Annotated in this window: 20 protein-coding genes; 6 read left to right on the forward strand and 14 right to left on the reverse strand. The window is 64.0% G+C overall.

Annotation, left to right across the window (positions count from 1 at the left end; genetic code table 11):
- Positions 1-50: 50 nt before the first annotated feature.
- Positions 51-1,580, forward strand: coding sequence for a TadA family conjugal transfer-associated ATPase (locus D4Q51_RS04825; RefSeq protein WP_120076621.1), 1,530 nt, complete (start codon positions 51-53; stop codon positions 1,578-1,580).
- A gap of 138 nt (positions 1,581-1,718) precedes the next feature.
- Here the strand turns inward: D4Q51_RS04825 and D4Q51_RS04830 are convergent, their stop codons facing one another.
- The gene (locus D4Q51_RS04830; RefSeq protein ID WP_120076622.1) at positions 1,719-1,952 is read right to left on the reverse strand and encodes a hypothetical protein; all 234 of its coding nucleotides are present in this window, start codon (positions 1,950-1,952) and stop codon (positions 1,719-1,721) included.
- A gap of 77 nt (positions 1,953-2,029) precedes the next feature.
- On the opposite strand from D4Q51_RS04830, the gene D4Q51_RS04835 reads away from it, so the two are divergent.
- Both D4Q51_RS04835 and D4Q51_RS04840 read left to right on the forward strand, forming a co-directional pair.
- Entirely contained in the window at positions 2,030-2,959 is a 930-nt protein-coding gene (locus tag D4Q51_RS04835; RefSeq protein ID WP_240624572.1) for a DMT family transporter, read from the forward strand.
- Between the two features lie 64 nt (positions 2,960-3,023).
- Positions 3,024-3,149: an entericidin A/B family lipoprotein gene (locus D4Q51_RS04840; RefSeq protein WP_120076624.1), complete on the forward strand. Its 126-nt coding sequence runs from the start codon at positions 3,024-3,026 to the stop codon at positions 3,147-3,149.
- Between the two features lie 58 nt (positions 3,150-3,207).
- Here D4Q51_RS04840 and D4Q51_RS04845 read toward each other — a convergent pair whose 3' ends face one another.
- The 10 genes from D4Q51_RS04845 to D4Q51_RS16025 form a co-directional block, all read right to left on the reverse strand.
- Positions 3,208-3,807: a DUF938 domain-containing protein gene (locus D4Q51_RS04845; protein WP_120076625.1), complete on the reverse strand. Its 600-nt coding sequence runs from the start codon at positions 3,805-3,807 to the stop codon at positions 3,208-3,210.
- A complete protein-coding gene (locus D4Q51_RS04850; protein WP_120076626.1) occupies positions 3,804-4,274 on the reverse strand; it encodes an ABA4-like family protein in 471 nt (156 codons plus the stop codon). The genes D4Q51_RS04845 and D4Q51_RS04850 overlap by 4 nt, the downstream gene beginning before the upstream one ends.
- Positions 4,264-5,250: a bile acid:sodium symporter family protein gene (locus tag D4Q51_RS04855; protein WP_162925149.1), complete on the reverse strand. Its 987-nt coding sequence runs from the start codon at positions 5,248-5,250 to the stop codon at positions 4,264-4,266. The genes D4Q51_RS04850 and D4Q51_RS04855 overlap by 11 nt, the downstream gene beginning before the upstream one ends.
- A gap of 20 nt (positions 5,251-5,270) precedes the next feature.
- Positions 5,271-5,984, reverse strand: coding sequence for an NAD(P)H-binding protein (locus tag D4Q51_RS04860; protein ID WP_120076627.1), 714 nt, complete (start codon positions 5,982-5,984; stop codon positions 5,271-5,273).
- Positions 5,977-7,137 carry a deoxyguanosinetriphosphate triphosphohydrolase gene (locus D4Q51_RS04865; protein ID WP_120076628.1) on the reverse strand — a complete coding sequence of 387 codons (1,161 nt, stop codon included), beginning with the start codon at positions 7,135-7,137 and terminating at the stop codon, positions 5,977-5,979. Before D4Q51_RS04865 ends, D4Q51_RS04860 begins: the two co-directional genes overlap by 8 nt.
- Positions 7,138-7,245: 108 nt before the next feature.
- Positions 7,246-7,938 (reverse strand): aspartate/glutamate racemase family protein, encoded by a 693-nt coding sequence (locus D4Q51_RS04870; protein WP_120076629.1) that lies wholly within the window; start codon positions 7,936-7,938, stop codon positions 7,246-7,248.
- 106 nt (positions 7,939-8,044) lie between these two features.
- Positions 8,045-9,496 (reverse strand): NAD(P)(+) transhydrogenase (Re/Si-specific) subunit beta, encoded by a 1,452-nt coding sequence (locus D4Q51_RS04875; protein WP_120076630.1) that lies wholly within the window; start codon positions 9,494-9,496, stop codon positions 8,045-8,047.
- Between the two features lie 2 nt (positions 9,497-9,498).
- Positions 9,499-9,780 (reverse strand): NAD(P) transhydrogenase subunit alpha part 2, encoded by a 282-nt coding sequence (locus D4Q51_RS04880; protein WP_120076631.1) that lies wholly within the window; start codon positions 9,778-9,780, stop codon positions 9,499-9,501.
- Positions 9,781-9,907: 127 nt separating this feature from the next.
- Positions 9,908-11,026 carry an NAD(P) transhydrogenase subunit alpha gene (locus D4Q51_RS04885; protein ID WP_120076632.1) on the reverse strand — a complete coding sequence of 373 codons (1,119 nt, stop codon included), beginning with the start codon at positions 11,024-11,026 and terminating at the stop codon, positions 9,908-9,910.
- A 17-nt stretch (positions 11,027-11,043) separates the two neighbouring features.
- Positions 11,044-11,166, reverse strand: coding sequence for a hypothetical protein (locus D4Q51_RS16025; protein ID WP_276309487.1), 123 nt, complete (start codon positions 11,164-11,166; stop codon positions 11,044-11,046).
- A 169-nt stretch (positions 11,167-11,335) separates the two neighbouring features.
- Here D4Q51_RS16025 and D4Q51_RS04890 point away from each other — a divergent pair, with 169 nt between their 5' ends.
- Complete coding sequence (locus D4Q51_RS04890; RefSeq protein WP_120076633.1) at positions 11,336-12,760, forward strand: sigma-54-dependent transcriptional regulator; 1,425 nt, start codon at positions 11,336-11,338, stop codon at positions 12,758-12,760.
- A gap of 63 nt (positions 12,761-12,823) precedes the next feature.
- On the forward strand, positions 12,824-13,465 hold the full coding sequence (locus tag D4Q51_RS04895) for a hypothetical protein (RefSeq protein WP_162925150.1): 642 nt from the start codon (positions 12,824-12,826) through the stop codon (positions 13,463-13,465).
- 10 nt (positions 13,466-13,475) lie between these two features.
- On the opposite strand, the gene folP is transcribed toward D4Q51_RS04895, so the two are convergent.
- The 3 genes from folP to D4Q51_RS04910 form a co-directional block, all read right to left on the reverse strand.
- The gene (folP, locus tag D4Q51_RS04900) at positions 13,476-14,588 is read right to left on the reverse strand and encodes a dihydropteroate synthase (RefSeq protein ID WP_120076635.1); all 1,113 of its coding nucleotides are present in this window, start codon (positions 14,586-14,588) and stop codon (positions 13,476-13,478) included.
- Between the two features lie 174 nt (positions 14,589-14,762).
- Positions 14,763-15,908, reverse strand: coding sequence for a site-specific DNA-methyltransferase (locus D4Q51_RS04905; RefSeq protein ID WP_120076636.1), 1,146 nt, complete (start codon positions 15,906-15,908; stop codon positions 14,763-14,765).
- A gap of 200 nt (positions 15,909-16,108) precedes the next feature.
- On the reverse strand, positions 16,109-17,473 hold the full coding sequence (locus D4Q51_RS04910; protein ID WP_120076637.1) for a sulfatase-like hydrolase/transferase: 1,365 nt from the start codon (positions 17,471-17,473) through the stop codon (positions 16,109-16,111).
- Positions 17,474-17,607: 134 nt separating this feature from the next.
- On the opposite strand from D4Q51_RS04910, the gene D4Q51_RS04915 reads away from it, so the two are divergent.
- Positions 17,608-18,300 carry a sulfotransferase family protein gene (locus D4Q51_RS04915; protein ID WP_120076638.1) on the forward strand — a complete coding sequence of 231 codons (693 nt, stop codon included), beginning with the start codon at positions 17,608-17,610 and terminating at the stop codon, positions 18,298-18,300.
- Position 18,301: the final 1 nt, after the last annotated feature.

Raw genomic sequence — 18,301 nt, forward strand, 5'->3', positions numbered from 1 at the left:
CGAAATCTTCGCGAAGACGGCCAGACTGGAATTTTAGGGGGTTTGCGAGAATGAGCGCATTCGGACGCAAGAGTGGCGCAGGCGGCATGTCCAAGGGTGCCCGCCCCAGCTTTGGCGTGGCAAAGCCCATGCGCGGCGGAAGCAGCCAGCCCAGCGGTCATTCCGCCGAAGACCAGGGCGCGCCCGTGCCCGGCGGCGATCAGTTCCCGCCCGTGCCTGCCGAAGGCGCACCGGTAGACGGCAAGCAGGGCGATGCGATGAGCCGGCTGGCCGATCGCTCCAACGCCGTTCACGACAACACCAGCGAACTCGGCGGGTTCGAAGCCAGCGTCCACAAGATCAAGGAACAGGTGCTGCCGCGCCTGCTGGAACGCGTCGATCCCGAAGCAGCGGCCACGCTGACCAAGGAGGAGCTTTCCGAGGAATTCCGCCCGATCATCATGGAAGTGCTGGCCGAGCTGAAGGTCACACTGAACCGCCGCGAACAATTCGCGCTGGAAAAGGTGCTGATCGACGAACTCCTCGGCTTCGGCCCGCTGGAAGAGCTGCTGGGCGACCCGGACGTGTCCGATATCATGGTGAACGGGCCGGACCAGACCTACATCGAAAAGGGCGGCAAGCTGCAGCTCGCCCCGATCAAGTTCCGCGATGAAAGCCACCTGTTCCAGATCGCCCAGCGCATCGTGAACCAGGTCGGCCGTCGCGTGGACCAGACGACGCCGCTTGCCGACGCCCGCCTGAAAGACGGTTCACGTGTGAACGTGATCGTGCCGCCGCTGTCCCTGCGCGGCACCGCGATCTCGATTCGTAAGTTCTCCGAGAAGCCCGTCACCCTCGATAATCTCAAGGGCTGGGGTTCGATGAACGACAAGATGTGCACCGCGCTGAAAATTGCGGGTGCCTGTCGCATGAACATCGTCATCTCGGGCGGTACGGGTTCGGGCAAGACGACCATGCTCAACGCCCTGTCCAAGATGATCGATCCGGGCGAACGCGTGCTGACGATCGAGGACGCGGCCGAACTTCGCCTGCAGCAGCCGCACTGGCTGCCGCTGGAAACGCGCCCGCCGAACCTTGAAGGCCAGGGTGCCATCACCATCGGCGACCTGGTGAAGAACGCCCTGCGTATGCGACCTGACCGCATCATCCTGGGTGAAATTCGTGGCGCCGAGTGCTTTGACCTTCTCGCCGCCATGAACACCGGCCACGACGGCTCGATGTGTACGCTCCACGCCAACTCCCCGCGTGAGTGCCTGGGCCGTATGGAGAACATGATCCTGATGGGTGACATCAAGATCCCCAAGGAAGCCATCAGCCGCCAGATTGCCGAATCGGTCGACCTGATCGTGCAGGTGAAGCGCCTTCGCGACGGATCGCGCCGCACTACCAACGTCACCGAGGTAATCGGCATGGAAGGCGACGTGATCGTGACGCAGGAGCTGTTCAGTTTCGAGTATCTGGACGAAGGCGACGACGGCAAGATCATCGGCGAACACCGTTCGTCCGGCCTGCGTCCCTACACGCTGGAAAAGGCCCGCCAGTTCGGTTTCGACCAGGCGTATCTGGAAGCCTGCTTGTAAGCAGGCCCCTCAAGCGCCGGGCGCGATGCGTCCGCATCGCTCTCCTCGCAAAAGCTCGGGCGGGCGTTCGCAGCGGGCGCAGCTTGCTGCGCATCTAGCGAGGACGAAAGCGCGGAGGCGCTTTCGCAAACCGACAATCTAGGCTCCGCCGATCCACCCAACTCCGGCAAAGGCCATCAGGGCTAAGCCGGCGAAGCCTGTAAGCGCACCGATATCGCGCCACGGCATGATGCCCACGCGGTCGATATCCTTGCGCCCTCGCCGTCTGTGCTCTCGCCATGAGGCGAAGGCGGATATGGCCAGCAGCGCCCCGCCCCACATTCCGTAGATCGTCGCTTCACTGGCGAAGAGGATGAAATCGGGCAGGTGCATCGGTCGCGCGCATATGGGTAAGCCGCCGTGCGCTGACAACGCTTGATCGCATCCGGCCAGGGCCTATGGCCCGGGGCATGACTTCCGCCGCAAGAGACGATTCCAGCGACCGGCCCATGCTGGCGCTGCTGATGCGGCTGGCAGGCGTTGCAGGCTTTGCGCTGATGGCCGCCCTGATCAAGCTGGCGTCGGAAACCGGCATCCACATCGCCGAATTGCTGTTCTGGCGGCAACTCGTTTCCATACCGATCCTGCTGGGCTGGGCCGTGTTGGCAGGCGGCATCGTGCAGCAGCTTTCCACCAGCAGGCCGAAGGCGCACGGGGTCCGCGCGCTCTACGGCATCGTGGGCATGGTGCTGAATTTCGGCGGGGTGATCCTGCTGCCGCTGGCGGAGGCGACAACGCTGGGCTTCACCGCGCCGATGTTCGCCGTGATCCTGTCAATCGTCCTGCTGCGCGAGAGCGTGGGCATCTGGCGCTGGTCCGCCGTGGCAGCGGGTTTCGTGGGGATCGTGATTATCGCGCAGCCGGGCGGTGGGCACCTGCCGCTCTACGGCGCGGCCGTGGCTCTGGGCGGGGCCTTCATGATCGCCCTCATTTCCATCCAGATCCGAGACCTATCGCGCACGGAAACGCCGCTGGTGATCGTATTCTGGTTCGCCGCCGCTTCCGTCGTCGCGACATTTCCGTTCATGCTGTTCGTGCATGAACCCCTGTCCGCCCACCAGTGGATGTTGGTGATCGGCATCGGCCTCGCGGGCACATGGGGACAGGTGATGATTACCAGCGCGCTGCGGTTCGGAAAGGTCTCCAGCGTGATTGTGATGGACTATTCCAGCATCATCTGGGCGACGATCTACGGCTGGCTGTTCTTCAGCAACCTGCCGCCCCTTACCACCTGGATCGGCGCTCCGCTGGTGATCCTGGCCGGACTGATCATCAGTTGGCGCGAGCACGTCCTCGCCCGCCGCGCATTCGTTGACCAGCGACAAGCCACAGGAACCTGATTCAATCTGGGCGGTTGATAGGCGCAGTGACCTAAATGATTGGTCCGCAAAAGGAGAAGCCCCCATGCGCAAGACGCTTACCGCCGTAGTGGCTGCCGTTTTCGTCCTCTCGACCGCCGCCTGCAACACCGTTCGCGGTGCCGGTGAAGACCTCGAGTCCGCCGCCGACGCCGTCGACGAGGAAACCTGATCCCAAAGAGCCCTTTTCCAGGGTCGCAAGCGCCCGCCGACTGGTTTCGGCGGGCGTTTCACGTTCGGCGGTAGACCAGCATCAGGTTGTTCGCCGGCATCGCGTGGCGCGCCGTGCGGCGTAGTCCATTTGCTTCCGCCACGGCGTCTATCCATGAGAGGTCGCGCAGTCCCCATTGCGGATCGCGCGCTCTCAGACTGGCATCGAAATCGAGGTTCGACTGCGTCGTCTCGACATCGGCTTCAAGGAACGGACCGTAGATTATCAAGGGCGCGGCAGGGTCAAGCAAGCGACCGGCAGCAGAGAACAGCCCCTTGGTGGCGGCGCGCGGGCTGATGTGGGTCATGTTGACGCACAGCATGGCATCGGCCCGCTCCACCGGCCACTCGGACGCGGACGCATCGAGTTGCACCGGCGGCAGGAGGTTTGCGCCCCCCTCTTCGTCCCGCCAGACCGCGATCGAGGCGATTGCCTCGGGATCGGGATCGGTAGGCTGCCATTGCCAATGCGGGAAAGCGTTCGAGAGGTAGACGGCGTGTTCGCCGGTCCCCGCCGCAATTTCCAGCAGCAGCCCGCCGCGCTCGGGCAGTTCCTCCTTCAGCACTTGCCGGATGGGTTCTCGGTTACGCTCTGTCGCAGGCGCGTACTTCTTGCTCATGACCTGATCCGTGCTCCCTTGCGTCCGGTTTTGCGTGCTCGTCTCTCGCGAATGATGAACCATAGCAGCAGGCCAGCAGGTCCGGCCACGAACGTCAGCAGCAGGACGGGAGCCTGCACCCAGCGCGAGAACTGTTTCTGGTCCGCATCCTTGGCAATCCAGAGCCCGGCGAACAGGTCCAGCGCGAGGTAGTGGATCCAACCCACCGTCACCCCGCCATCGGACATGAAGATGCCGCGCACGCCCTCAATCGTGGTGAAATTCGCGCCGCCACCGCCATCCACGGCATTCGCGTCCACGAAGCCGCCCGTCACCAGCACCAGGAGGACCGCGTAAGCAAGGCACAGCAGCCCCACGCCAGCGTAGAACACCACGCTCTGCAAGAAAGCACCGCGCGGCAGCAGGATCAGCGCGGCCCAGCAGGCCATGGCCCAGAGGTTGGCAAGTCCGAAAAGGCTATCCCACATCGTTTTCACTCCTGGCTTGCCGCGCCCAGATACCGGCGAGGAATGAGCCTATCACCACATGATAGACCGATGAAATGGCCGATGGCACAGGCGCGAGCGCCGCCTGCATCGGATTGGAAAACTGGCTGACGAAGCTGGGGGCAGAAGCCAGACTGGCCCCCAAGCCTGAATTCTGCATCCCCACCTCGATGCTGAGCGTGCGGCATTCGGGCGCGGCAAACCCCAGTAGCCGTGGTAGCAGGTAGCCGAGCGTGAAGCCTACGACATGCAAGGCGAAGACGGCCAGCAGCAGCACGCCGAAATGCGCCTCGATCAGCGATTTCGATACGCCGACAATGCCACCCACGATCAGCACCACGACGACGACGGAAACCAGCGGCGAGACCTTTGCCACCTTCCGCGTGATGACGGGCAGCAATCGCCGCATGGCCACGCCCAGCACGACCGGCACGAGCACGATCGCCACCATCTGCTGGAACAGCGCCCAGCGGTCGATGGCGATGAAGACACCGCCCAGCCAGCCTGTCAGCAGCGGCGTCATCACGATGGCCACCAGTGTGGAAGCCATGGTCATCGTCACCGATAGCGCGAGATTCGCCCGCGCCAGGTAAGCAACGACGTTGCTGGCCGTGCCGCCGGGGCAGCAGGAGACGAGGATCAGGCCCACGGCTAGGCCCGTCTCCAGCCCGCTCATCAGCGCCAGCGAAACGCCCGCCAGCGGCATGACCGTGAATTGCAGCACCACGCCTGCGGCAACGCCTCTCGGCATTTTCAGGACGCGGGCGAAGTCTTCCACAGTCAGCGTCAGGCCCATGCCCAGCATGATGATGCCGAGCAGCACGCTGATCAGAGACTGCCCCGCCACCTGCGTGGTGGTGATCCATGTGAAGTGCGCAGGGACGATCCATGCCCAGCCAACGCCGAGCACGGTCCAGACGGCAAACAGCGCCGTGGCGCGCTCGACAATCCGTTGCATCCCCCTCCCCCCGTTGTGCTTTAGCCCGACTGTGTTGCGACCTTTTCTGCCAGCGTGCGCCTGAAGTCCCGGATCAGCCGCATTATCGAATCGTGCTCGTGCACGAACTGCCCGCCAGCCTTCTGCATCGCGCAGGCGAGAGCCGCATCGGCCACGTCTATTGCCTTGATCGAGCGATACTTCGCCTTGGAGCCTTGCAGGAAAAGGTCGCCCAGCGGCGCGGCGACTTGCCCGAGCTTTTCCAGCGGGCGCAGGTCATTCTGCCTTTGTCCGCGCAGCAGGCTTGGGCGAAGGATATCCAGCCGTCGCAGTTTCAAGGCACGCAGATCCTTTTCCGCCTCGCCTTTCACCTTCAGGTAGGCGTTGCGGGAGAAGGGATCGGCACCCACGGACGAAACCTGCACGAAGTTCTTCACGCCCGCCGCCTTGGCCGCCTTGCCCACTTCCAGCACGAGATCGTGATCGACCTCGCGAAATGCCTCGTCGCTTCCCGCCTTCTTGCGCGTCGTGCCGAGCGCACTGATGATGGCGTCGGGCTCCAGCTGGGTGATGATCCCCGGCCATTCGTCGCTTTTCGCCAGCACCAGTTCCATGCGTACGCCGGGCGGGAATGGAATCTCGCGCCGCGCCAGCCCTTGCAGGCTGATACCGCCTATATCGGGAGAGCGCGCGATGATGGTGCGGCCGATCAGGCCGGTCGCTCCCACCAGCAGGATGCGCCGCGGGTCAGACATTGGATAACCCTTCCGGCCGCTCGCCATAGACGCGCGAATATTGGTTCATGGCAAAGCGATCCGTCATACCGGCGATGAAATCGGCAATGTGTCGCGCCCGCTCCGGCTGCGCGTCGGGCAGCGTCTCGCTCCAGCCGGAATTCATCAGCGCCGGCTCCTGATCGTAGGCGACGTAGAGCTTGGCGATGACGCTGCGGGCGGCCTGCGCGGCGCGCTTCTGCGCCTCATGGTGATAGAGATTAGCGTACATGAAAGTCTTCAGCGTGCGTTCCTGCTTCGCCATGTCGGGCGAGAAGGTGGCGAGCGCGCATCCCGCGCCGCGCACCTGCTCGATGCTGTCGATACCTTTCAGGTTGGCCCGCGTCGTTTCCAGCAGATCGTTCACCATCACTCCAATCTGCGACCGCACCATTTCGCGCAATTGCTCATCGCGGCGGGCATTGGGGAAGCGTTTTTCGACATCGCGCCACAGGTCGGCGATGAAATCCAGTTCCAGCAACTGGTCGAGTTCCAGAAACCCAGCGCGCAGGCCATCGTCGATGTCGTGATTGTCGTAGGCAATGTCGTCCGCCAGCGCCGCAACCTGCCCTTCCAGAGAGGACCATTGCGACAGTTCCAGCGGGAAAGCCGCGTTCAGTTCCGTCAGCGCCCAGCCCGGCTGCGCGACCGGGCCGTTGTGCTTGGCCAGCCCCTCCAGCGTTTCCCATGTCAGGTTGAGGCCGGGACAATCGCAGTAAGGCGCGTCCAGTCGCATGACGGTGCGCAGGGCGTGCTCGTTGTGATCGAACCCGCCGTGTCTTTGCAGGGCTTCATCCAGCGCGTTCTCGCCCGGATGGCCGAAGGGTGGGTGGCCGAGATCGTGGCTGAGGCACAGGGCCTCGGTCAGGTCCTCGTCCAGCCCCAGCGCGCGGGCAATCACCCGGCCAATCTGCGCCACTTCCAGGCTGTGCGTCAGGCGAACGCGATAATGGTCCCCATCGGGCGCGACGAAGACCTGCGTCTTGCCCGCCAGGCGGCGGAAGGCGATGGAATGGATGATCCTGTCCCGGTCGCGCTGGAACGCGCTGCGCGGCCCACGTGCACCGTGGCCCGGCTGGTCGAATTCGCGCCCGCGCGTCTTTGCGGGATCGGCGGCGTAGGGCGCGCGGGACATGGCTAGTGGCGACATGGCTGCTGGCTAGGTGAGCGCAGGCAGGCAGGCAACGGGAACAGCGCGGGAACGCCGCGAAATAGCGGCTGTTCGTCGCCGATTATCCGCCGATTATTCGCCGATGATCCACCGGGCCGCCGCATCGGCGTGGATGCCCGTGCAATCGTAGATCGGCAGGATGTTGGCATCCACGTCCACCACAAGCTGCAATTCGGTGCAGGCGAGGATCACCGCCTGCGCGCCATCCTTCTGCAGGTTGGTGAACATGGAGCGCAGGGAACGCTGCGCATCACGCGTCGCACGCCCCACCATCAATTCTTCGTAGATGATGCGGTCCAGTTCCTCGACGTAGTTCATGTCCGGGGGCAGCAGGTCGACGCCGTGCGATACCAGGCGGCGGCGATAGAAGCTTTCAGTCATCACGTTGCGCGTGCCGATCAGGGCCGCGCGCTCGATGCCGTCGGCCTTCATCTTCTCGCCCACGCATTCGGCGATGTGCAGGATCGGGGTGGAGACGCGCGCTTCCACGTCACGGTAGACCTTGTGCATGGAATTCGCGCCGATCACGATCATTTCGGCACCCGCGTCGGACAGGCGCTGCGCACTCTCGGCGATCACGTCGGTGGCGTGCTCCCAGTCTTCCTTGCTCTGCGCCCGGTAGACGCGCGCAAAATCCAGGCTTTCGATCAGCATCGGTGCAGACGAGGTCGCACCCACCTGCCGCTGCACGAAGCGGTTGATGCGTTCGTAGTAGGTGCGGGTCGAAACCCAGCTCATGCCGCCGATCAGGCCAAGTTTGCGCAAGGTCAGGATGCCCCCGTCTGGTGTTTGGTCAGGTATGTGATTTCGTCTGGCCGGATTGGCCTGCGCCAATGTTCCGAACGTGCCATCGGCTTGACTTGTTCCAGCCTCAGTCCAGCGCCTTGACGATTTCCTCGACCATCTTCTTGGCATCGGACAACAGCATCATGGTCTGGTCCATGTAGAACACGTCGTTGTCGACGCCTGCATAGCCAACGCCCCCCATCGAGCGCTTGATGAAGAACACCTGCTTGGCCTTGTCCACGTCGAACACGGGCATGCCGTAAATGGGGCTGGACTTGTCAGTCTTGGCCGCCGGGTTCACCACGTCGTTCGCGCCGATGATGAAGGCAACGTCGGCCTGTGCAAATTCGGAATTGATGTCTTCCAGTTCGAACACCTTGTCGTATTCGACCGAGGCCTCCGCCAGCAGCACGTTCATGTGCCCCGGCATGCGGCCTGCGACCGGGTGGATGGCGTATTTCACTTCCACGCCGCGCTCTTCCAGCAGGTCCGCCATTTCGCGAAGGGCGTGCTGCGCCTGAGCAACGGCCATGCCGTAGCCGGGGATGATGATGACCTTCTCGGCCTGCTCCAGCATGTAGGCCGCATCCGCCGCGCTGCCCTGCTTGTAGGGGCGCTGCTCGCGCGGTTCGCCGCTGCCGCCGCCGCTGTCGTCCGCGCCGAAGCCGCCCGCGATCACGCTGATGAAGCTGCGGTTCATGGCGCGGCACATGATGTAGCTGAGGATCGCGCCCGAGGAGCCGACCAGCGCGCCGGTGATGATCATGGCGGTGTTGCCCAGCGTGAAGCCCATCGCCGCTGCGGCCCATCCGGAATAGGAGTTCAGCATCGAGACCACGACCGGCATGTCCGCCCCGCCGATGGGAATGATCAGCAGGAAGCCGATCAGGAACGCGAGCACCGTTACCGCCACGATCAGCGGCAGGGTGTCGGCAGGCCCGGCGAGGGCAAACAGCGCGGTCAGCACGATGATCGCGCCCAGCACGCCCAAGTTGATAACATGGCGACCGGGCAGCAGGATCGGCGATCCGCTCATCTTGCCCGAAAGCTTGGCAAAGGCGATCACGGAGCCGGAGAAGGTGATGGCACCGATGGCAATGCCGAGGCCCATCTCCACCTTGCTGACGGCGGAGATGCCGTCCCCCACCAGCAATCCGAACGCGCCGGGGTTGAGGTAGGCCGCCCACCCCACAAGCACGGCGGCAAGGCCCACCAGCGAGTGGAAGCCCGCCACCAGTTCGGGCATGGCTGTCATGGCGATCTTGCGGGCGATGGTGACGCCGATGATGCCGCCCAGGAAGATGGCGATGCCGATCTCCACGATGTTGGCGATGTCGTGCGTCACCAGCGTGGTAATGACGGCGATGGCCATGCCGATCATGCCGTTGCGATTACCTGCACGGCTGGTCGCCGGGCTGGAAAGCCCGCGAAGGGCGAGGATGAAGAACACGCCGGCAACGAGGTAGGCGAGCGCCACCCAAGGATTTACCGGACCGTGCGCGCCAACATCGGCGGCAGGAGCGAGGAAGGACAACATGCTCACTTATCCTTCTTCTTGTACATCGCGAGCATCCGCTCGGTAACGGCAAAGCCGCCGAAGATGTTGACGCTGGCGAGCACCACAGCTGCCAGCCCCAGCCACTTAGCAACATCGCTGCCTGCCTCCGCCGAGGCGATCAGGCCGCCCACGATGATCACCGAGGAAATCGCATTGGTCACCGCCATCAGCGGCGTGTGCAGCGCGGGCGTGACCGACCAGACCACGTAGTAGCCGACGAAGCACGCCAGCACGAAGATCGAGAGGATTGATATGAAGTCCATTGTCAGGCGCCCCCTTCCGCGCTCTCGGTCGTCGTCATCCAGCGCCCCAGGTTCTGGCCGCCGATATAGGCGATGATCGCGACCAGGATGAGCACGATGACGAAGATCACCATGATACCCTTCCCCTTCACGAAGCCGCCTGTAGACGCGGGTTCACCACTTCGCCGGCGCGTGTGAGCCTGATGGCATCGCCGATTTCTTCGTCAAGCACCGGCTTGCCCGCGTCCTCGTCCCAGAAGGCGTTGAGGAAGTTGAACAGGTTGCGGCTGAACAGCGCGCTGGCATCGGCGGGAAGGTGGGCGGGTGTGTTGGAGAAACCCATGATAGTCACGCCGTGCTTCTCGACCAGCTGATCGGGCACGGAGCCTTCCACGTTGCCACCCTGCGCCACGGCGAGATCGAAGATGACGCTGCCCTGCTTCATGCTGGCGATCTGCGCGTCGGAAACGAGGCGCGGCGCGGCGCGTCCGGGAATCAGCGCGGTGGTGATGACGATATCCTGCTTCGCGATGTGGTTCGTCACCAGTTCGGCCTGCGCGGCTTTCTGCTCATCAGTCAGTTCGGCGGCGTAACCGCCCTCGCCAGAGGCTTCGAGCCCCTCGGCGAATACCGGCTTACCGCCGAGGCTCTTGATCTGCTCGGCCGTTTCAGGGCGCACATCGGTGGCGGAGACCTGCGCGCCCAGACGCTTCGCCGTGGCGATGGCTTGCAAGCCCGCAACGCCGACGCCCATCACGAAGACCTTGGCTGCCGAAATCGTGCCTGCCGCCGTCATCATCATCGGGAAGGCGCGGCCATACTGGTCCGCCGCCGCGATCACGGCCTTGTATCCGGCAAGGTTGGACTGGCTGGAGAGCACGTCCATCGACTGCGCGCGGGTGATGCGCGGCATGAATTCCAGCGACAGCGCCTCCAGCCCAGCCTTGGCATAGGCTTCCACGCGTTCACGCTGGCCGAAGGGGTCGAACGTGGCGGCAACCCACGCGCCCGGCTTCGCGCCGGACAATGCGGCAACGTCGGGCGCCTGCACGCCCATCACCATGTCGGCACCTGTCACCACCTTGGCCGCCGGGCCCACCTCGGCACCGGCCTCGGCATAGGCGGCGTCGGGGATGGCAGCGGCCTCGCCAGCGCCCTCTTCCACCGCAAGGCTCGCGCCCAGGGCAGCAAGCTTCTTGACCGTTTCGGGCGTGGCAGCGACGCGGGTCTCGCCCGCAGCGCGCTCTTTCAGGACCGCAATTTTCATCCCCCCCATGCGGCGCCTCAGGCGATCAGGATGATGACGAATAGTGCGATGACGCTGATCAGCGGCACCGACCACTTGAGGGTGCCGATAAAGCTCTCGTAAGTGCCCTTCGCCGCCTTCATGTCGTGCGGGTTGCTCATGGTATGTCTTCCCTTTGGGGTTTGAACTGTTGCCCGATGTCCTATCGCTGCTTTCCTGTCTGCTCAAGTGCACAAAAGCGAAAGAACTGCCTTAATCGGCTCTTTACCCCCTGCTGCTAGGCCACGGGTTCGACTTCCCGCAAACGGCGGGCCAAGAGGATGGACGCGCATGGTAGAGCCCGAACAGCGACTGCTGATGCTGATCGACAAGGATCCGGCGCAATGCCGCCTTGTCGGCGCGCTTGCAGGCCGTGAAGGCTGGCGCATGATGTCAGTGCAGGACAGCGAGACGGCGATTGCGACGCTGGGCACCCGCCAGGGTATGCAGCTTTCCGCCATAATCCTCGACCAGAGCGTGCCGGGCGACCGCGCCTGCGAACTGATCGCAGAACTCAAGTCGCGCCGCCCTGCCCTGCCAATCCTGATGCTGACCGGCAGCACCAGCCCGCAACTGGCCGTAGAAGCCATGCGCGCGGGCGCGACCGATTACCTGGTCAAGCCAGTCTCGCCCGACCGGCTGATGCAGGCCCTGCGCAACGCAACCACGCGGGAGGCACCGGGCGACGAACTTATCCCGATGTCGGAGAAGATGTCCTCACAACTGGACTTCGACACGATGGTAGGCACCGCGCCCGCCTTCCGTGATGCGCTGGCCAAGGCGGCCAAGGCCGCGCGCGGACATGGTCATGTGCTGATCGAGGGCGAAAGTGGCACCGGCAAGGAAATGCTGGTGCGCGCCATGCAGGCCGCCAGCCCGCGGGCAAAAACGGCGTTCCGCATGATCAATATCGCCGGGATTTCCGCCAACAGCCTCGAATCGCACCTGTTCGGCCACGAAAAAGGCGCTTTTGCCGGCGCTTTCGACAGGCAGGACGGTGCTTTCCAGCATTGCGACGGCGGCACCCTCGTGCTCGACGAGATCGACCGGCTTTCGCTGGAAATGCAGGATCGGCTTGTCACGGTGCTGGAGAGCGGCAGCGTGAAGCCGCTGGGCGCGCAGTACGGTTTCAAGGTCGATGTCCGCGTGATCGCTGCCAGCAACCTTCCGCTGGCGGACATGGTGGCCGCCGGACATTTCCGCGCCGAACTGCTGGCTTTGCTTTTGCGCACCTACATCGTTCTGCCGCCGTTGCGCGAACGCGACCGCGATCTTGGCGCGCTGGCCCGCTATTTCCTCCACCAGATCGGCCAGCAGCCGGGCCTGCGCCCGCTCGGCATCACAGGCGATGCGCTGCGGCTTCTCGGGGCCTTTGAATGGCCCGGCAACGTGCGACAGCTTCAGGCCGTGCTGTTCCGCGCCGCCGTGTTCTGCGACGGGGACGCGCTGACCGCCGAGGATTTTCCGCAATTGCGCGAGTTGGTCGGAGAAACTGAACAACCGGTGCGTAATGGCCCCATCCGCGAAAGCGCCGGGGTGCAGCTTTACACCGAGGACGGCAACCTGCGTCCGCTGGAAGATATCGAGGCCGATGTCATCCGCCTCGCCATCGGCCATTACCGTGGCCGGATGACCGAAGTCGCGCGTCGCCTCGGCATCGGGCGCTCGACGCTGTACCGCAAGCTGAGCGATCTCGGCATCGACAACGCTGCATAGACAAATATCATAAAAGCCGCGTAGTTGCGTGGAACTCAAGTGAATTTGGCGCGCTTTCACAACATGGTTAAACCTCGATACGCACTGGCAATTGCCGCAGCTTCGCTCGCCCTTGCGTCTTGTGGGGATAGCGATCCCGGCGCTGGCGAACAGCCGCCGGAGACTCTCGCGACACGTTCATCTGCCGCCATGCAGAGCGGCACCCTCGGGCCTTTCACCTACGAATTCGACCAGGATGCCCTGACCGCGGCGGATGTCGAAATGCGGATCCCGCCGACATACGAAGAGTCCATGCCGGTCACCAAGCTGATCCCCGAAGCCCGCGCTCAGCAGCTTGGCGAACAGGCATGCCGGTATGGCGAATCCGGACAGGTGAGCGAGTGCAACGCGCGGCAGGAGATCGGCCTTGCCTTGGCATTGCTGCCCCGCCCGATCGACGAATACCGCGCGGCTTTTTCCGAAGAGGGTATTGGCAGCGCCGACCTTCCGGCTGTCAGCCTGGACGGCGCCGATGGTTTCGCCTTCACCGCCGAGGCCGAGGGTGCCGGCACCGAATACCAGTTCTACGGCTTCGACAATCGCACCATACTCCTAGCTAGGCGGTTCGACGGGTCGAGCGATGACGCGGAGACTGAAGAGGCAATGGACGACGTGATGCGCAGCCTCGCGCAATCGTTGAAGGAACAGCGCGAACTGGCGGGCTGAGCGCTGAGCGTCACTCGCCCAGCATCGCGAAATCAGTGAGCGCCGCGTCGCGCAAGCCGCGCCATACGTTGCGCGCCTGCACCGTCTCCGCCACGTCGTGCACCCGCAGCAGTTGAACGCCTGCATCCATCCCGACCTGCGCAATCGTCAGCGAGCCGCCGAGCCGCTTGTGCGCCGGTGCCTCGTTCGAGAGCGCGCCGATGAAACGCTTGCGACTGGCGCCCAGCAGCAGCGGCTGGCCCAGCGCGTGGAACAGCGGCAGCGCGTTGAGCAAGGCGAGATTGTCGCTCAGGGACTTGCCGAAGCCGATGCCGGGATCGAGGACGATCTTCTCGCGCGCGATCCCTGCCCCGATGGCCCTGTCACGCGCATCCTTCAGGAAGTCGAACACGTCGAACACCACGCTGGTATAGTCCGGGTCCGCATGCAGGTCCGTGCCCTTGCCCGGCGCGTGCATCAGCACGACGGGAGCGCCGGAGGACGCCGCGAACTCCAGGCTGCGGGGGTCGTAACGAAGGGCGGAGACATCGTTGATGATGTGCGCGCCTGCATCCAGCGCGGCCTCCATCACGGCCGGGCGGCGCGTATCCACACTGACAGCCGCGCCCATGCCGACGCAGTGACGAATGGCGGGCTCGACGCGCTTGATCTCCTCGCCTTCCCACACCTCTTTCGCACCGGGCCGCGTGCTCTCGCCGCCGATGTCGATGATCGCGGCGCCCGCCTCGTGCATGGCGGCAGCCTGTGCCTGCATGGCATCGGGCTTGTCCATGAACTCCCCGCCGTCGGAGAAGCTGTCTGGCGTGACGTTGAGTATGCCCATCACCTGCGGCTGGTCGAGCCGGATCGTGCGTGCGCCAAGCTCCAGCGGGGTGTGCGCCATGCGCAGGTTCGACCACTGCGCTTCGCCTTCCGCGCCGACCTCTTCGGGCAGGGCCGCCAGCACATCGTCGATAGTGGAGCGCGTGACGATGCGGCGTTCGATCACCTGTCCGTCGCGCCGCAGCATCACCGCGAACTCGCGGGCGTAGACCATGCCGCCCGCCAGCCGCACGGCCTCACCCTCCACGGTCTGCGGTCCGGGCACGAAGGTCAGCGGCTGGATGTAGATCTGGTCGGCCATTCAGGGTCTCTCGTCATTTCCAACTAATGTGGAACACATGGAACAGTGTCCTGAAGCAAGAAAGTCCCCTCGTGTCACTGCCCGCGTCCAAGGTGTCACCTTGGGCCGGGAACTGGGCCGAGAGGGACTTGTCATCCCGCCCCCAGTGGACCACCCGACGCCCGGTAGGAAACCTCAGTCCTCCGCCGCCAGCAGATAGAGCCCGCGCGCGGCATCGATGGGTTTCACCTCGCCGCCCGCCTCGTAGTGCCAGAAGGTCCAGCCGTTGCAGCTGGGCGCGTCCTGCAAGGTCTTGCCGACATGGTGGATGGAGCCGCTTTCCTTGCCGCACTCGATGGAGCCATCGGCGCGCACGGTCGCCTTCCAGCGGCGCTTCTTGTCGAAGATCTCGGTGCCCGGCTTCAGCAATCCTGCTTCCACCACCGCGCCGAAGGCAACGCGCGGCTGGGTCTTGCGGCTCTGCATCGTGGTGAGTGCGCTTTCGTCCAGCGGCAGTTCCTTGTCGATGCGCGCGCGCGCCACCTTGCGATAGCTTTCTTCCCGCTCGCAGCCGATCCATTCGCGGCCCAGCCGCTTGGCAATCGCGCCCGTCGTGCCGGTGCCGAAGAACGGATCGAGCACAACGTCGCCCGCCTCGGTCGTCGCCAGCAGCACGCGGTAAAGCAGCGCTTCGGGCTTCTGCGTCGGGTGGGCCTTGTGGCCGGTATCGTCCTTCAGCCGCTCCCCGCCGGAGCAGATCGGGAAAGTCCAGTCGCTGCGCATCTGCAGCTCGTCGTTCAGCGTTTTCATCGCGCGGTAGTTGAACTGGTAGCGTGCCTTTTCCCCCTGGCTCGCCCAGATAAGTGTTTCGTGCGCGTTGGTGAAACGGGTGCCGCGGAAATTGGGCATGGGATTGGTCTTGCGCCAGACGATGTCGTTCAAGATCCAGAACCCCAGGTCCTGCAACACCGCGCCCACGCGGTAAATGTTGTGATAGCTGCCGATCACCCACAATGCGCCGTCGGGCTTCAGCACGCGGCGGCACTCAGCCAGCCAGGCGCGGGTGAAGGCATCGTAGGCACCGAAGCTGTCGAACCGGTCCCAATCGTCGGTCACGGCATCGACATGGCTGCCGTCGGGGCGGTTGAGATCGCCGCCCAATTGCAGGTTGTAGGGCGGATCGGCGAAGACCAGGTCCACGCTGTTGTCGGGCAACTGCCGCATCGCCGCCACACAGTCGCCATCGAGGATCTGCCCCAATGGCAGGTCTGCCTTGTCGACTGCGGGAGCCTTCATCTTGCGCACGACCCTGGCCGTGCGAACCTTCGTCAATTCGCCCATGAACAGTATTTCCCTCACTTATCCACAGGGGTGTGAGTCCTTCGAGTCCGCGGGTCAAGGTGCAATTTGGCCGCACCTGTCCAGCCTTCGTAGGGAACGAAAAGAGTCCGCCACAAGATATTGAGTCCCCTGCCCTTTGCAGGACTCGACATTGTGTGGTGTGGCCGCGAGGACTCGCACATCCGGAAATGCCGAAAAAATCAGCTATCCGCTTCTGGATACCTGGTTTCGGCCATTACCGTCGGTGACTTTTCCCGGCTGGACAGGAACAGCCACGGCACCACGCCGGGCTGGAAGCGGCTGCGATCATTGCGGTCGAAGAACGGCGGGAAATGGTCGCCCACCACCAGCACGTCTGTCGGCGGCAGGTCGGGGTCCATCGCCATCGCGTCCAGCGCGTCGGCAAGCTGGCCCTGCAGCAGGAACAGACGGCATAGCTGCGGGTTGGCGCGCGCCCATGCCTCTCCGCCAAGGCGGCAGTTGTCTGTGCCCAGCGCGGCGTCGCTCTTGATCGGCAGGTGGGTGTTGAGGGTAAGGAAATAGACGAGCTGCGGCGCATCGGCCTGTTTCAGTCGATGCGTTATCAGCGCGGGCACTTCGCGGTCGCAGGCTCCAGCAAACACGCCGTCACAGTGCGAGATGCCGCGCCCGGTCAGGTCGTCACGAAACGCGAAATCGTCGAAGCCTATCTGGGGATACCATTGTTCGCGCGAGAAGAAATTGCGCGAGAAGCCGTGGTAGGCGGACGTCTCATAACCGGCATCGCGATAGCGCGCGGGCAGGCATTCTCCAGCGAACTGGCCGACCTGCGAATAGGCGGCATAGCGGCCGCACAGCTCGCGCAATTCGCCGCTGGTGGTGGATCCGTAGAAAGGCACAGCGCCATGGGTCACGTCATAGCGATCGCGCCATTCGGGGCGGTTCCAGGCCCGCTGGAAGATGGCTTCCTCGGTATCGCCCACGGGCACGCCCCAGCCTTCCACCATCACGATGACGAGGTGACGCCCAGCCTCGCCCGGCCGCATCACGCTGGCGAGCGTGCTGGCAGAAGTGAACTGCGCGCCTTCGGGCGGCACTCGGCTGTAAGTGCTGCGGGTGTCCTTCGTGGCGATGTAGTCTGCGGTGAGCAGGCCCATGGTGCCCAACACGGCGAGGCAATAGGACATGGGCGAGGCAAACCGGCGCACGTTCGGTGCCTTGACCAAGGCCAGCCCGGCGGTGGCGACAAAAACCACGAAAGCGACAATATATTCCGGCGAACGGAACGGCTGGATTTCCAGCAGGAACGGCAGGAGTGAATCGAACTTGCCGGTATCGAGGTTGAACAGCACGCAGACGTAATAGAATGCGGCGTAACCGATCAGCCCTGCCAGGATCAGCCGCTTGGGCCAGGTCCAGGGCAATTGCGCGGCGACCACGGCAATCACCGCCCACAGCGCGAAAACCGGCACCATCGGCGGGCCGCCCACGAACCACATCAGCATGAAAGCAAGGTTCGGGATAATCATCCAGAACAGGAACCAGCGCGCCGGGAAGTCTTTCAGGATCGCTGAATTCGCGGACAAAATTGTTCCTCCGTTGGCGGTCCGCAATCTGTAGGAAATCTTGGTGAACAGCCGGTAAAGATCACCCCTGTTGAAGGGCGTTGCCGCGCGGGCAGGCTTAAGGCACACTCCCGCGCTACAGGGGGGTATTACGCATGACACTCGAAGTGATCGCCGCAGGGCTTGGCCGCAACGCCACGTTCTCGATGAAGTTCGCGCTGGAACGCCTCGGCTTCGGCCCGTGTCACCACATGAGCGAGGTTTTCGCCGATGGTCGCAGGCAGGTGCCCTTGTGGATCGAGGCATCGCGGGGAAATCCCGACTGGGACGCGATCTTTGCCAACTTCCGTTCCTCCAGCGACTATCCATCAGCCAGCTACTGGCGCGAACTGGCGGAGTACTATCCTGATGCCAGGGTGGTGCTGACCACGCGCGATCCCGACGACTGGTTCGATTCCGTCAGCGAGACGATCTTCTCGCCGCGCATGATGGATTCGCTGAAAGGCTCACCCGTCGAGGTAATGATGAACGGCGTGATCTTCGACCACTTCAACGGAGACATTACCGACCGTGCTTTCATGACAGACTGGTACGTGAAGCGGAACCGGGAGGTCGTTGACACCCTGCCGCCCGAGCGACTGCTGCAATTCCACCCGAAGATGGGCTGGCAGCCGCTGTGCGATTTCCTGGGCGTGGAGGTGCCGGACGTGCCCTTCCCCCGCGTCAACAGCCGCGACGAACTCGGCGCGGCAAGTGACGAGATGGGCGGCATTCCGGCAGACCCCGACGAGGCCGAACGCTTCGGCCGCGAATACATCCAGCAGTTGCGGGCAAAGGCCTTCGGCTAGG

Origin of the sequence: Aurantiacibacter odishensis (assembly GCF_003605195.1) — a bacterium.
GTDB classification, from domain to species: domain Bacteria; phylum Pseudomonadota; class Alphaproteobacteria; order Sphingomonadales; family Sphingomonadaceae; genus Alteraurantiacibacter; species Alteraurantiacibacter odishensis.

Excerpts from the sequence above, each read along its gene's own strand:
- D4Q51_RS04905 (WP_120076636.1), bottom strand. The coding sequence starts at position 15,908 with ATGGGCGAATTGACGAAGGTTCGCACGGCCAGGGTCGTGCGCAAGATG.
- D4Q51_RS04840 (WP_120076624.1), top strand. The coding sequence starts at position 3,024 with ATGCGCAAGACGCTTACCGCCGTAGTGGCTGCCGTTTTCGTCCTCTCG.
- D4Q51_RS16025 (WP_276309487.1), bottom strand. The coding sequence starts at position 11,166 with ATGAGCAACCCGCACGACATGAAGGCGGCGAAGGGCACTTACGAGAGC.
- D4Q51_RS04880 (WP_120076631.1), bottom strand. The coding sequence starts at position 9,780 with ATGGACTTCATATCAATCCTCTCGATCTTCGTGCTGGCGTGCTTCGTC.
- D4Q51_RS04915 (WP_120076638.1), top strand. The coding sequence starts at position 17,608 with ATGACACTCGAAGTGATCGCCGCAGGGCTTGGCCGCAACGCCACGTTC.
- D4Q51_RS04830 (WP_120076622.1), bottom strand. The coding sequence starts at position 1,952 with ATGCACCTGCCCGATTTCATCCTCTTCGCCAGTGAAGCGACGATCTAC.
- D4Q51_RS04860 (WP_120076627.1), bottom strand. The coding sequence starts at position 5,984 with ATGTCTGACCCGCGGCGCATCCTGCTGGTGGGAGCGACCGGCCTGATC.
- D4Q51_RS04825 (WP_120076621.1), top strand. The coding sequence starts at position 51 with ATGAGCGCATTCGGACGCAAGAGTGGCGCAGGCGGCATGTCCAAGGGT.
- D4Q51_RS04845 (WP_120076625.1), bottom strand. The coding sequence starts at position 3,807 with ATGAGCAAGAAGTACGCGCCTGCGACAGAGCGTAACCGAGAACCCATC.
- D4Q51_RS04850 (WP_120076626.1), bottom strand. The coding sequence starts at position 4,274 with ATGTGGGATAGCCTTTTCGGACTTGCCAACCTCTGGGCCATGGCCTGC.
- D4Q51_RS04890 (WP_120076633.1), top strand. The coding sequence starts at position 11,336 with ATGGTAGAGCCCGAACAGCGACTGCTGATGCTGATCGACAAGGATCCG.
- D4Q51_RS04885 (WP_120076632.1), bottom strand. The coding sequence starts at position 11,026 with ATGAAAATTGCGGTCCTGAAAGAGCGCGCTGCGGGCGAGACCCGCGTC.
- D4Q51_RS04835 (WP_240624572.1), top strand. The coding sequence starts at position 2,030 with ATGACTTCCGCCGCAAGAGACGATTCCAGCGACCGGCCCATGCTGGCG.
- D4Q51_RS04855 (WP_162925149.1), bottom strand. The coding sequence starts at position 5,250 with ATGCAACGGATTGTCGAGCGCGCCACGGCGCTGTTTGCCGTCTGGACC.
- folP (WP_120076635.1), bottom strand. The coding sequence starts at position 14,588 with ATGGCCGACCAGATCTACATCCAGCCGCTGACCTTCGTGCCCGGACCG.
- D4Q51_RS04875 (WP_120076630.1), bottom strand. The coding sequence starts at position 9,496 with ATGTTGTCCTTCCTCGCTCCTGCCGCCGATGTTGGCGCGCACGGTCCG.
- D4Q51_RS04865 (WP_120076628.1), bottom strand. The coding sequence starts at position 7,137 with ATGTCCCGCGCGCCCTACGCCGCCGATCCCGCAAAGACGCGCGGGCGC.
- D4Q51_RS04895 (WP_162925150.1), top strand. The coding sequence starts at position 12,824 with ATGGTTAAACCTCGATACGCACTGGCAATTGCCGCAGCTTCGCTCGCC.